At 53.1% G+C, this 12,947-nt stretch carries 10 protein-coding genes and 1 pseudogene; 4 read left to right on the forward strand and 7 right to left on the reverse strand.

Annotated elements, in window-relative coordinates:
• Positions 1-444: 444 nt before the first annotated feature.
• The 4 genes and pseudogenes from HZZ01_RS11585 (at position 445) to HZZ01_RS11600 (ending at position 3,230) form a co-directional block, all read left to right on the forward strand.
• Positions 445-1,146 (forward strand): annotated as a pseudogene (locus HZZ01_RS11585) (hypothetical protein).
• The gene (locus HZZ01_RS11590; protein WP_179897477.1) at positions 1,143-1,568 is read left to right on the forward strand and encodes a hypothetical protein; all 426 of its coding nucleotides are present in this window, start codon (positions 1,143-1,145) and stop codon (positions 1,566-1,568) included. Before HZZ01_RS11585 ends, HZZ01_RS11590 begins: the two are co-directional and overlap by 4 nt.
• A 17-nt stretch (positions 1,569-1,585) precedes the next feature.
• A complete protein-coding gene (locus HZZ01_RS11595; RefSeq protein WP_179897479.1) occupies positions 1,586-2,365 on the forward strand; it encodes a CDP-diacylglycerol diphosphatase in 780 nt (259 codons plus the stop codon).
• A gap of 280 nt (positions 2,366-2,645) precedes the next feature.
• A complete protein-coding gene (locus HZZ01_RS11600) occupies positions 2,646-3,230 on the forward strand; it encodes a DJ-1/PfpI family protein (protein ID WP_179897480.1) in 585 nt (194 codons plus the stop codon).
• 122 nt (positions 3,231-3,352) lie between these two features.
• On the opposite strand, the gene HZZ01_RS11605 is transcribed toward HZZ01_RS11600, so the two are convergent.
• The 7 genes from HZZ01_RS11605 to HZZ01_RS11635 form a co-directional block, all read right to left on the reverse strand.
• Positions 3,353-4,213 carry a ketose-bisphosphate aldolase gene (locus tag HZZ01_RS11605; RefSeq protein WP_179897482.1) on the reverse strand — a complete coding sequence of 287 codons (861 nt, stop codon included), beginning with the start codon at positions 4,211-4,213 and terminating at the stop codon, positions 3,353-3,355.
• Positions 4,214-4,218: 5 nt separating this feature from the next.
• Positions 4,219-5,643, reverse strand: coding sequence for a PTS fructose transporter subunit IIC (locus HZZ01_RS11610; protein ID WP_179897484.1), 1,425 nt, complete (start codon positions 5,641-5,643; stop codon positions 4,219-4,221).
• 107 nt (positions 5,644-5,750) lie between these two features.
• A complete protein-coding gene (locus HZZ01_RS11615; RefSeq protein ID WP_179897486.1) occupies positions 5,751-6,224 on the reverse strand; it encodes a PTS sugar transporter subunit IIA in 474 nt (157 codons plus the stop codon).
• A gap of 15 nt (positions 6,225-6,239) precedes the next feature.
• Complete coding sequence (locus tag HZZ01_RS11620) at positions 6,240-7,757, reverse strand: transcription antiterminator (protein WP_255434214.1); 1,518 nt, start codon at positions 7,755-7,757, stop codon at positions 6,240-6,242.
• A 267-nt stretch (positions 7,758-8,024) separates the two neighbouring features.
• Entirely contained in the window at positions 8,025-9,206 is a 1,182-nt protein-coding gene (locus HZZ01_RS11625; RefSeq protein WP_179897488.1) for an HlyD family efflux transporter periplasmic adaptor subunit, read from the reverse strand.
• Positions 9,203-11,410, reverse strand: coding sequence for a type I secretion system permease/ATPase (locus tag HZZ01_RS11630; RefSeq protein ID WP_179897490.1), 2,208 nt, complete (start codon positions 11,408-11,410; stop codon positions 9,203-9,205). Before HZZ01_RS11630 ends, HZZ01_RS11625 begins: the two co-directional genes overlap by 4 nt.
• A 28-nt stretch (positions 11,411-11,438) precedes the next feature.
• Positions 11,439-12,698, reverse strand: a complete 1,260-nt coding sequence (locus tag HZZ01_RS11635; protein ID WP_255434215.1) for a TolC family outer membrane protein — start codon at positions 12,696-12,698, stop codon at positions 11,439-11,441.
• Positions 12,699-12,947 lie beyond the last annotated feature (249 nt).

Consider the following 12,947-nt stretch of genomic DNA (forward strand, 5'->3'; position numbering starts at 1 on the left):
ACATAAGCGGTCCCCAAATCAAAAAAAGACAGCTACTAATCAGTACCTTCCCAATCTCAACTCCCTGTCTCAATCTACCCCACCAACTCCTTACCGATAAAAGACGCCTTACCGGCGGAACGCAACAGCGCCATCTTAGCCACGACGACTTCACTCACCGCCTGCAGCGGTTTAACAAACAGAGCATTAGGCTCGAGTTCCCTGGCTTCAGCTCCTGCTCCAACGCTGTGAAGAAAGTTTTCTTCATGTCGCTGGAGATAATGATTTTACCTGCGCCATGACGGAGCGACTCCGCGGCCTCAGTGTCTTTGTTGCCCAAACCGCCATGCAGCGCAGGCGAGATGGTAATCAATGGGAGCACGCTAATGTAAACAGCTTCCCGTATGGACTGCCTGAAAAATCAGCTATACCATTCACGAGCAAACTACATAAGGAGATGTAATTATGAGCACCATAAGAGAAATTAAGGATGGGGCATCATTTGACGTACTCGACAGGGGTATTGTCTATACCGAAGTGTTGGGCTGGATTGAGATGGGCCATGCCCGTGGCAATGATGTGGCTGCGCTGAGGCGTCAGTTCGCTGAAGGTGGGCGTAGCGGCAAGCCATCTTATTCAGTCATGTACCGGCAGGATATGGGCGTTTTTAAGTTCAAATCGCGGTTTGGCATCGGGAAATTTTCTCACTGGGAAATCAAGCGAGGCCGGAGCACCGATAAGATTAATAGAATCATGCTGGCGATGATGATGAACACCGCGTCCAGATTTGAAGGTCTGCAAAGTCTGCGGTCATTCTCATGGTATACAGACAGTGGCTTCAGTGGTGAGGATTTGGTGTCTGATCTGTTCGGGTTTTATCGGGCTATCACACCGGGTCGATATGGCTATCGTCTCAAGCCAGTCAGCTATGATTCAGCGGTTCGGCACTGGGACTACTACGGGGCTATCGGTTCCCATTAAAATCATGGATTCCGTCCGATTCTTTTTCCTGACCCGGATGACAAATGCGTCCGACATCAGCCATATAAGGTAAATCTTCCGCATTTTATGACCTGGCTCAGGCCGTGGAACGATTTCACTTCTGGAATCGTTAAGGTCGTTACCAATGATGGGACTTCACTCTCATTCATGGGGACGAAGCAATGAAAAAACTATTTAAGTGGTTCGCCCTTATAGCTGTCACCATACTTGTTTGTGGCGGCTTGTTTGTCTGGTTCGTTACATCAGGCTCTGATGAGGCAACTGTCTATAAAGAAAATGATCTCTTTAACTACCACATGCTGACAGACCCGGATATTGAAAATGCCCCGCGCATTACGGACAACTACTACTTTGAATCGCATCCTGGTGACGGTTATTCCCCTTCAAATAGCATCGTATTTAAAGGAGCTGCAGATACTGCATCGCTGCGCGCTTATCTCGAAAAGCTGGGATACGCGAAGCAAAAGCGCAGTCTGGGTGAGAAGGAAATATGGGCAAGGCCTGATCAGTTGGATGGGGATCAGTTCTATTTGTATTTTAATCCCACAACCCGTGAGGTTGAGCTGACCAGGGTTCTGAATAATTGAGTCGCCTGAACGGGAAAATGTTGTTGCGATGCCGGTCTCTGCCGCTGGTCATCGCGCTGCTGCTGACAGGATGCGCCCGCTCTGACGCGTTGTGGACGGTCACGCATGACCTCTGCATGAATAACTATCATTACCGTCGCGATCCTGCTCCCTGCCAGCAAGTCTATCTGCCGCGGGACAGCACACAGGGCTACAGCATCATCCAGAATCCTCGCCACAGGCTGCACTTTATTCTGGTACCGACGATGGCGATGTCCGGCATTGAGAGCATTGCGCTGTCGCGCCCCGGACGTGCCGATTATTTCGGTTACGCCTGGCTAATGCGCTATCGTCTGATGGCGGCCTATGGCGCTGAAGTGCCTGAGGATCGGCTCGGCATGGCGCTGAATTCCGCTTATGGCCGCAGCCAGAATCAACTGCATATTCATCTGACCTGCCTGCGGGAGGATGTCTATCGACAGCTTCAGGCCGAGCGCCCCTATATTCATAATGACTGGCGACCCTTGCCCGACCGTTTGCTGAATCACACCTATTATGCCCGTCGCGTTATGCAGCCCACGGCGATGGGGATCTATCCTGTTTCCTCGGTTGCGCGCCATTTCCCTCTGTCGCCGCCACAGCTGGCGGAATCGGGTGTAGCGCTCATCCCGACGACGTTCTCGGGAGAGAAAGGGTTTATCCTGCTCACCACCCGGCGCGGCTGGGATAAGGGCAATCGGGCGTCCGTTGAGTCGCTACTGGATAAACGCTGCGCTATTCTTTCAACGCCGCCGGCTGATGTTTCAGCTGCGCAGTAACCAAACCTCATCACCCTGAACCAACCCAGCCACACTGCTATAACCCAATCTTCTCCCAGCAGGAACCCGGCTGAAGAGGACGATTACCCGCGCAGAAAAACCAGCTTATGGCTCACGCCGAAACAAAGGAACAGCGCCCCTCGCGCTGTTAGTGGCATCCCGTCACGCACACGTAATAAAACCCCGCTCTATAAACGGAGTCATCGACAGCGGAAAACTTCTGGTAGAATGCCGATAAAATGAAACAATGTTTCATTTATTGGAAATCATCGGAGGGAATATGTCCAAAAATGCAGCATTACTCCTGGCCACAGGATTTGAAGAAGCAGAAGCGTTTATTACTCTCGATATACTCAGCCGGCTGGGCGTCATCGTCACCACCGTTGCCTGTCAGCCTCAGCGCGAGATCGTCAGCTACCACGGTGCCGTCATTAAAGCAGATACGCTGATTGAAGAATTACCGGACGCACATTTATTCGATGCACTGATCATGCCTGGCGGGCCTGAAGGTTCTAAGAATCTGGCCGCCAGCTCTGCTGTTGCTGCCTTAATCCAGCGACATGATGACGCCGGCATGTTGATTGCACCCATCTGCTCTGCTGCCGCCCGGGTGCTGGGTGGCAATAACCTGCTCAAAGGCCGTCGTTATACCTGCTCAGGTGAACTGGGGCTGGCGGTAACAGATGGCGAGTATGTGATGGAGGATGTGGTGGAGGATGGCAATCTGCTCAGTGGACGGGGTCTGGGTGTCGCCTTCGATTTTGCATTAACGCTTGCTGAACGTCTCACCGGTAATAAAGGCGCGGTCGATTTCCAGGCTGAACATATCTATTACCGTCCGTGGCTGAACAGGTCGCCTCGCTAAACGCCCCTGGATTTCAGTCAGCCGCACAGAGCGCTGATTGTTATGATGCCAGCAAAAGAGACACTGAATCCTCAGTGTCTCTTTGAATCGCAGCCGGGTTCCACTCACGATGGACAACGGGCTTACCGATACAGCGCCGCTTTCCCCACCGAACTAAACAGCGCCATCTTCGCCGCGACCACTTCACCTGCCGCCTGCATCGGTTTAATAAACAGGGCATTAGGCTCGTGTCCACCCTGTTTCAGTTCCTGTTCCAGCGCCACGAAGAAGGCCTTCTTCATGTCGCTGGAAATATTGATTTTACCGACGCCATAACGAATGGATTCCGCAACCTCGCTGTCTTTGTTGCCTGACCCGCCATGTAGCACCAGCGGGATATCCACCACCTTACGGATCTGCTGCAGGCGCTCGATATCCAGCTTCGGCTGCTTCCCTTTGGGGTAGAGGCCATGCGATGTCCCGATGGCGACGGCCAGCGTGTCGGTGCCGGTCTCACGCACAAAGGTCTCTGCCTGCTGCGGATCGGTATAGAGAATCTCGTTGCTGCCGCCTTCGCCGCTGCCTTCCGCCACACCGATGGTACCCAGCTCCGCTTCCACGGAGACATTAATCGTGTGCGCTATTTCGACGATCTTCTTCGTCAGCGCAATGTTCTGCTCGAAAGGGTGAGACGAGGCATCAATCATCACCGAGGTAAAACCGGCGTAGATCGCTTTCATCACCTCTTCCAGCGAACGACCGTGATCAAGATGGATCACCACCGGCACACGCGCCTGAATCGCCAGCGTCCGCAGATAACCGATAAACTCCGGGCCGGTGAAGGCCATCTCTTCCGGATGGATCTCCAGAATCAGTGGTGAATCCAGCCGCTCGGCTGTCTCAACCGCCACACGGCCAAACTCTGCGCTGGCGATGTTGAATGCGCCGACACCAAACTGATGACGCTGGGCCACGCTGAGCAGATCTTTCATGTTGTAAAGCATAGGTTTTATCCTTGTTTTGCAGGAACGGAGATGTCTTTTTTCAGGAACAACAGGATCAGCGCCGTCAGCAGACTGCCTGCGGCAATCGCAAACAGGTAACCCATAACATTGCTGATCACGTTAGGAATGAAGATGACGAAAATGCCGCCATGTGGAGCGCGGGAAGCACAGCCCAGCATCATCGACAGGGCGCCTGCGAGGCCGGAACCCGCCACAATGGCCGGAATGACGCGCAGCGGATCGGCAACCGCGTAAGGGATCGCGCCTTCGGTAATAAATGAAAGGCCGAGGATGTAGGTGACCTTGCCGGTCTCACGCTCCTGCTCGGTAAACTTACGGCGGAAGAGGGTGGTTGCCAGTGCGATGCCCAGTGGTGGCACCATGCCCGCCGCCATGCATGCCGCAATCGGTCCGTAGATCCCGCTCGACATCAGGCCAATCGCAAACATACAGACGGTTTTATTCAGCGGGCCGCCCATATCAAAGGCCACCATCATGCCGAACAGCAGGCCGAGGAGGGCAGCGTTAGCGTTACCCAGTGAACTGAGGAAGGCGGTCAGCCAGCCGAGCAGCATTTTAATCGGCTCGCCAATCAGCAGCGCCATCAGTGCACCGGTCAGCAGCACACTCAGCAGCGGCACAATCAAAATGGGTTTCAGGCCTGCGACCGCTTTAGGCAGATGAATATGATTATTGATTAACAGCGTGATATATCCGCCCAGGAAACCCGCAATCAGCGCGCCGAGGAAGCCGGAACCGGTGTGAATCGCCATCATCCCGCCCACGGCACCCGCCACGATGCCCGCTTTGCCGCTGATAGACTGGCTGATCCCCAGCGCCAGAATCGGCAGCATCAGGGCAAAGGCCGAACCGCCGCCGATGTCAGAGAGCATCTTGGCTATCGGGCTGAAATTCGCGTCCCCGGGTGTGGCCGCCGTAATCCCGAATGAAAAGCTCAGGGCGATCAGAATGCCGCCAGCGACCACGAACGGGATCATCAGATTTACACCGGTGATCAGATGCACATAAATCTCTGATATCCACGAACGGGAACCCGACGCCTCTCTGCCAGGGTTAGCCGGTTCAGCCGCACCGGCCTGTGGGGCGGAGTCAACCAGTCTGGGCGCCAGCTCACCGTTAACAATCGCGCTGAGTAAGCCTTCAGCGTCTTTAGCGGCACGGGTAACTGGCACCTCGATCACGTTTTTGTGCCGGAAACGCACCATCTCCACTTTTTTATCTGCGGCGATCAACACCACGTCGGCCTGATGAATATCGTCGTCGCTGAAAATATATTCGCTTTCAATCGCGCCCTGGGTTTCAACTAATACATTCAGGCCCAGTTTTTTAGCCGCTTTTTTTAAATTACTTTCGGCAAGGTAGGTGTGGGCGACACCTGTAGGACAGGCGGTAATGGCAATGATGTTCATAAACGTTCTCCAGTGAAAATTTTATATTTATGTTTTTCGGTCTGAAGGGATGGCTACAACCTGGAATACCTCCTTAGTTTTTTATTTCATGATGCTCTCCGGTTTATTCAGGCTCCCGATCGGGATAACAGTAAATGAAACATCTCTTCGCGATGTTCCACATTCAGTAATTGCTCAACCACATCTTCGTCACCTAACGCGATAGATATTTTGGCGAGCATTTTGATATGGCCGACATCTTTATCAGACTCTTTTACTGCAAAGAGAATAACCAGCCGGACTTTCGTGCCGTCGATGGTCTCCCATGGAATATCGCGGCGTAATCGACCCACGGCAATCCGGGTTTTGGCTACGGCAGCGGATTTACCGTGCGGAATCGCAATATGATTTTCAAATCCGGTTGAGCCTAATTCCTCGCGCAGATAAACATCGTTCAGAAACGCCGCTTTATCGGTGACCGCGCCGGTCTGGCAGAGCAGGTCGGTCAGCTGAGAAATGATCTGCTCTTTGGTCTGGCAATCGACATCCAGAATAATACATTCTTCTTTCAGGACTTCATTAATCGCTACGGCTGTCGTCATTTTGCTTCTCCATTATTAATTAATCGAATTCGATACCAGACATTCCGTGACTCTTGCGATATCTTTCGCCGAAAATAGCGCTGAGACATAGACCACCGGTTTTTCCAGCGGCTCCAGCCGGATGGTGGAGATCACCACGTCACACTCATGTCGCTTCAGGGAGTCTGCAATGTTTTTTCCTGGCACGATGTCGATAATCTTCCAGTCAGGAAAGGCGCGGATAATCCGCCCGTAAAGCAGCTGCGAGGTGCCCAGACCGCTGGAGCAGACCAGCAATACCCGTTTTACCTTGATGCTGTTTTCGATGGCGGCCTGAATATGCACCGTCAGGTAAGCCACCTCATCGTCACTGATCGCATCCAGGTTGTACTCCTGCGTCAGCTGACTAATGACCGCTTTGACAGCGGCGAACACCGTTCCCAGCTCGGTCTGGATATCATGCAGCAGCGGATTTTTAATCCGGATGTGATATCTGAGGCGGTTCAGCATCGGCTTGATATGGGATGACAGTGAAGCCTGCAGGTTCTGGTCAGTGGTGATTTCAATGTTGATGCGCTGCGCCACCCGGCTAATCAGTGCTTCTGCGAAGCGGGTTTCGCGTTCTGAAATCAGTGCGTCATCGTGTGGTGGTGTCTCGCCGCCTGCCTTACCGGAGGAGACGAGATACTGATAGATGGAGTGAGACTCCTCAGCCACCAGCACCGTGTTATAAGCGGTCTCGATGCGTTCTATCACCGCCAGCGAAACCTGCCAGGCATGGCGATCGCTGACCCGGTTCATCGACACCGCGCGGGCATCCGTTCTGAGCAGCGGAGAGTGACTCCTGTGGATCAGCACCAGAATATGGGTAAATAAATTGATGTAGTAAGGATCGCTTATCGTGTATTGCAGTTGCTGTTCAATAAAATTAATTAATTGCAGGGTAAAGTGGACAGCCTGCTGGCCAAACTTCTCTGAAAGCTCCTGCAGCGTGCTTTCATCCAGACGGCTTTCCATCATATCCTGACGGTTATAAATCGATTTTAGCACCAGCGCTTTCATCGCCATGCGAATATCAGGGTCGCTGCCTTTTATGCTGGTGCCGACGCGACTTTTTAATAAGGTTAAATCAAACTGATGTAACCAGGCTTCCAATGTTTTTAAATCATTCACTATCGACGCGCGGCTGATAAAATATTTATCTGCCAGTTCACTAATGGACGAACTTTTTGGCGACAGCATTAATAAATCAGAGGCTATTTTCAGCATCCTGAAGTTGCTGCTGAAATCATCCACTTCCGTTGAGAAAATTCGTCGTGCAGCTATTTCAGACTGCGCATCGGCAAATTTAATTGTGATCCCTCTCCCACTTTTACCGCTGAGGTTGATTCCCTGGTCAGAGAGTTTTTCATTAATATCGGCGATGTCGCGGCGCAATGTTCGGGTAGTGATGGCCGTTTTTTCTGAAATAGTGTGCAGGCTCACATAACTGTTATGAGAAATAAGCTGTCGCATAATCGTCAGTTGCCGTTCAGTCAACGCCTTCATCATCATAAGGTTCCGATTATTTTGTTATTCACCTTGTCAGTTATCATCTAAACAAAGGGGTTATGCCATGTAAATATTAAAAAATGGCCACAACCTGACGATCAGACTGACCACCGCAATGCCTTTTTTGAAATAATCGGGAAGGAGGGAAAACAAGAGGGGGAAGGGGGAGTATGAGCAGAAATGACTGGCTGGCAGCAGTGGCTGAAGAGTCTGTTCCACCCTCAGACTGGCTGTCTGCTGCCCCATCTTCCGGGGCAGCAAACCTTATCGTTACCTCTCCCGCAGCGCCTCCTTCGCCCGGTTCAGCGGTTTCAGCAGATAATCCATAATGGTTTTGCTGCCGGTGTGTATTTCACCCATCGCGATCATGCCCGGATAAACCGGAAACTTTTTGCCCTTTTTATTGACCAGATAATCCTTATCGGTGCGGATGTAGACGCGGTAATAATACTGGTCGCGATGCACTTCATCCTGAATGGTGTCAGGTGAGATAGAGGCCACTTTGCCCTCCAGACCGCCATAGATGTTGTAGTCATACGCAGTCAGCTTCACCACCGCACGCTGGCCTGGCGTGATGAAGGCAACATCGCGCGGGGGGATCTGCGCCTCAATCATCAGTTGCTCATCCAGTGGCACAATCTCCATCAGATTGCCGCGCTGCGGGATAACGCCACCGACCGTGTTCACCTCGATATCTTTAACAATCCCTCTGACCGGCGTGAGGATGACCGTGCGCTTCAGGGAGTCCGCGCGGCCGATGATAATTGAGCGCTGAGACGCCGCTTCGGCATTGGCTTTCGCCAGCTCTTCATGCGCCTGAACAATGTAGGTATTCTTCGCATCGTTGAGCTTGTTCTGCAGGTCGTTTGCCTGGCGTTTCAGGCGCAGCACTTCCACATTACTGGCGGCGCCTTTTGCCACCAGCGAAGAGGTCAGCTGTAACTCACGGTTTATCAGGCTCAGCGCTTCGGTCAGGCCGCTGATGGTTTTGCTGTAGTTTTCCTGCCGCGAGTGGTAAAGCGCCGTCTCTGCAGCCACTAAGGGCGGATCGGCTAATACCTCTTTCGGGAATGTCAGCGGTGTGCCGGCGGTCTCAGACTGCAGGCGCGCTGCGGTTGCCAGCGCAGCCCGTAAATGTGAGGTGCTCTCCTGCACACCCGAGTCAATCTGGGTCGGATCCAGCGTGGCCAGCACCTGGCCCGCCTCAACCACATCCCCTTCGTGAACCTTCAGCTCTTTCAGGATCCCGCCCTCAAGCGACTGGATGATCTGCTCGTGTGAGCTGGGCACCACTTTGCCGACACCCACGGTAACTTCATCCAGTTCAAAGTAAGAGGCCCAGAAAAAGAACAGCAGCAGCATGACCAGCATCGACAGGATGATGAGGCCACCGGAAGAGGTGCGCCTGCGGGAGCGCTGAGGCCTCTTTTTACGGAATAAGGCGAAAATCATGGCTGGGCTCCCTGCGGTTTAACATTTACTTTGCCCTGCTGAGGCGTGGCGCTGGTTTCAGGCCGGGTGACCAGCATCTCTGTTTTGGTACCATCCCGCGCAATCCGGCCTTTGTCGATCAGCATGATGCGATCAACCAGTTGCAAAACTGCCGGACGGTGCGTGGCGATAATCAGCGTGCGGTTGCCCATCCATGTCATCAGTCGTTCAACCAGATGTTTTTCAGCGACATCATCCAGCCAGGCCGTGGGTTCATCCAGCAGCAGCACACTGGGCTGACGGAGCAGGGTACGTGCCAGCAACAACTGCTGACGCTGTCCGCCAGACAAGCCTTTACCGCCCTCCTGCAACAGGTAATCCATGCCTTCCGGCAGCCGCTGGATAAAGTCCAGGGCACCACTGATCTCCAGTGCCTGCAGCATCTCCTCTTCAGTTGCCAGCGGCATGCCGAGGCTTAAGTTCTCGCGGATCGTGCCGTAAAACAGAGATGAGTTCTGGGTGAGCAGCCCGACGTCACGACGGACATCCAGCGGATCGATGGAGGAAAGGCGCACGCCATCCAGCAGCAACGCGCCTTCGCCTGGCTGTAACAGGCCAGCCATGAGTTGCAGCAGCGTCGATTTACCGGAACCGTTGCGTCCCAGCAGCGCCACTTTTTCACCCGCTTTAATCGTCAGCTTTTTCACCGTCAGCACAGGATCAGGGGTGTTTGGGTCGTAGCGATAGATGACATCAGAGAGCGTATATTCGCCGTTAATGCGCGGACGATGAATTTTGACGCTGCGTTCTGGCTGATCGACCTCGCTGTTAAGCAGGTTCTCCAGTCCTTCACGCGCCACTTTGGCCTGCTGCCAGCGGCCAAAGATCATCGCCAGCTGGCCCAGCGGGGCCATCATCCGTGATGCCAGCATTGAGCAACCAATTAACACGCCGGTAGAGAGGTCGCCGCTCATGGCAAAGAAGGCACCCACCAGTACCACGCCCACATAGGCAACGGTCTGGACTTCACTGGTCCAGCTCATCAACAGACCGCTGATAAAACGCTGCTTCTGCGAAGATTTACTGATCACCTCATTCAGGTGATTCCACTGGTTCTGGAAGTAGGGCTCTGCGCGCAGCAGCTTGATGTCATCCATGCCCTGCACGGTCTCAACCAGCATGGCGCTGCGAACCGCAGACTCGCGCATGGTGGCCTTAGAGAGCTTCGCCAGCGATCCCTGCGCCAGCAGGCCAGGAATAACAATCAGCGGAATCGCCGCCAGCGGAACCAGCACCAGCCATCCACCCAGTAACCAGAGGATAAAGAGAAAGATGATTAAAAAAGGCAAATCGGCAATCGCTGAAATGGTGGTGGAGGTAATCAGCTCGCGGATCTGCTCCAGCTCGCGGATCTGGGCGATAAAGGATCCGGTCGATTTGGGCCGCTGATCGTTACGGATACGCAACGCATGGCCAAAGACGCGATCAGAAATGCGCAGATCCGCACTTTTACCGGCCATATCAGAGATATGCGTGCGGATAATGCGCATGACAAAAACGCAGGTCAGGGCGATCATCACGCCGCCAAACAGCACCCAGAGAGAGGGAACGGACTGGGACGGGATCACCCGGTCATACACCTGCATAGTGAACAGCATCGCTGAGAGGCCCAGCACGTTGGAGATCAGCGACGCAAACATCACATTTACGTAGGCTGGCCACTCCTGAAGGATGGTCTGCCACAGCCAGTCAGCCCGATGCGGTTTGATGTAGTCATCTACCCGCGCATCCGGCACCGAGGACTCTGGTTTTACCAACAGTACGCGCTGCGCATACTGCGTCAGTTCGTCAATACTCAATGTGCTCTGCAGCTGTTTTTCACCGCTCAGCATGACACTGACCTTGCCTTCTTCACCTACCGTGGTGATGACGCCGACGCCGCGTGAACCAAAATCGACGATCAGCGGCATGCGCCAGGGATCGAGCTGATCCGGGTCAAACGCGTCAAAAATGACCAGCAGCCCAAGCTGGCGCGCCATATTTTCAATCAGGGCGTCCTGAGAAAGATGCTGCATGTGCCATTCCGCTTCCCCTTTCACCCGTTCAGGCGAGCCATCAAGCCGGTAATGTTTCGCCACCATCAGCAGGGCCTCAAGCCAGGGGATGTAGGCTTTTTTTGCCTCAGGCTGGGCTGAAGCACTTTCTCTGTCAGATACGTTGTCCATTTTTACCTTCTCTTTATTGCTGACAGAATCAGGGCGCAATGCGCAGGCCCTGAATCACCTGGTTATTTAAGTTAAACGCTTCACGTGCCATACCGGTGACCACCAGATAATTTACGGAAGAGGCCCACAGATCACAGCGCGCATTAATTAAATCCTGCTCGGCGCGGCTTATTTCCTGTTCGGCATTGAGTAAGTCGAGGACATTGCGATTCCCCAGCGATAAATATTGTTCCCGATAGAGGGCGCGCGTTTCCATAATGGTTTTCTTGCGGCTGGTCAGCAGAGTGATATTTCTCTGCAATCCCTTAACACTCTGGAAATAATTTCTTTGCTGGTCGGTAATTTCCAGTTTCTTACTGGCAATGGTTGTTCTGGCCGCTTCCAGCGCTCTGGCACTGGCGCTTTCCTGCGCCACTAATGCACCGCCCTGATAAAGCGTGCTGTTAACGGATAAATAGACATTCTGATACTGACTATGACGCTGATAATCCGCGATATCGCCGATATATTTATTGGTGTTGGCTTCAAGCGATAACGTGGGATAGCGCTGCGCTTTGTAATTACGTAATTCGGCCAGCGCAACGGCGGCATCGGCCTGGGCGACCAGAATGGTTGGGTTGCGGTTAAGGTCGACCCGCGCGCTCTGGCGTTCAATCAGTGGTAATAAAGAGACCGGTGCAGATATTTTCTTCTCCGCGACCGGCTGGCCGAGCAGCGATTGCAGATGATATTTCTGCTGCTGCAGTTTGATCTCCAGATCCAGCTGTGACGCCTGGGCAGCTTCAACGCGCGCCTGCGCCTGAACCGGATCAACCCGGGTACTGGCACCGGCATCGGCGCGCAGTTGCGTCAGTGCCAGGATATCACGCAGGGCTTTAACTTCTTTCTTCGCGTTATCAAGCAGCTGCGTGGAGCGATAGACTTCATTTAATGCCAGTGCGGTTTGTTCAACGATGGTGTCGATTTGCATCAGAACAGTGGCCTGCTGACGCAGATATTTCGCGCTGGCCTGATCGACCGCGCTGCCGGTTTTACCAAAGTCGTAGAGCATCTGCGAGAGGCCGACGGTCGCGATATGGCCGCTGCCCTCATCCTGCTGGCGACCTGTAGTGATACCCGCTTTTATGGCAGGCAGATAGCCCGCTTTAGCGGCATCGATAGTAAATCCTGAGGATTCCAGTGTGGCAATGCTGCTGTTGATCGAAGGATGATGATTAACCGCCAGCTGAATGGCGGCCTGCCAGTCAGCAGGAAAATTCTTTGCCTGACCTGCTTCTGCAGGCTGCATCTCAATTTCGGACGAATTAATGTGTAATTTATCCGCTACGGCCGTTCCGCCAGCCGGCAATTTTCCGGGCTCAGGCGTTTTAGACAATGCGCCCCAGAAACCCGATGGGGATTCATTAACACCAGGCTGACTGGCAGTGAATAGTTTTTTTTCCGCAGCAAAAGAATATGGGATAATTAAAATACAGTGCAAAATGATAATTATTTTTTTCATGATATTTTAAAAGTTAAATATACCTCAGTCATAAAG

The sequence above is a fragment of the Pantoea sp. WMus005 genome, from assembly GCF_013415305.1.
GTDB lineage: Bacteria > Pseudomonadota > Gammaproteobacteria > Enterobacterales > Enterobacteriaceae > Pantoea > Pantoea rara.

Excerpts from the sequence above, each read along its gene's own strand:
- HZZ01_RS11615 (WP_179897486.1), bottom strand. The coding sequence starts at position 6,224 with ATGACGACAGCCGTAGCGATTAATGAAGTCCTGAAAGAAGAATGTATT.
- HZZ01_RS11635 (WP_255434215.1), bottom strand. The coding sequence starts at position 12,698 with ATGCAGCCTGCAGAAGCAGGTCAGGCAAAGAATTTTCCTGCTGACTGG.
- HZZ01_RS11625 (WP_179897488.1), bottom strand. The coding sequence starts at position 9,206 with ATGATTTTCGCCTTATTCCGTAAAAAGAGGCCTCAGCGCTCCCGCAGG.
- HZZ01_RS11610 (WP_179897484.1), bottom strand. The coding sequence starts at position 5,643 with ATGAACATCATTGCCATTACCGCCTGTCCTACAGGTGTCGCCCACACC.
- HZZ01_RS11595 (WP_179897479.1), top strand. The coding sequence starts at position 1,586 with ATGTTGTTGCGATGCCGGTCTCTGCCGCTGGTCATCGCGCTGCTGCTG.
- HZZ01_RS11600 (WP_179897480.1), top strand. The coding sequence starts at position 2,646 with ATGTCCAAAAATGCAGCATTACTCCTGGCCACAGGATTTGAAGAAGCA.
- HZZ01_RS11590 (WP_179897477.1), top strand. The coding sequence starts at position 1,143 with ATGAAAAAACTATTTAAGTGGTTCGCCCTTATAGCTGTCACCATACTT.
- HZZ01_RS11605 (WP_179897482.1), bottom strand. The coding sequence starts at position 4,213 with ATGCTTTACAACATGAAAGATCTGCTCAGCGTGGCCCAGCGTCATCAG.
- HZZ01_RS11630 (WP_179897490.1), bottom strand. The coding sequence starts at position 11,410 with ATGGACAACGTATCTGACAGAGAAAGTGCTTCAGCCCAGCCTGAGGCA.
- HZZ01_RS11620 (WP_255434214.1), bottom strand. The coding sequence starts at position 7,757 with ATGATGATGAAGGCGTTGACTGAACGGCAACTGACGATTATGCGACAG.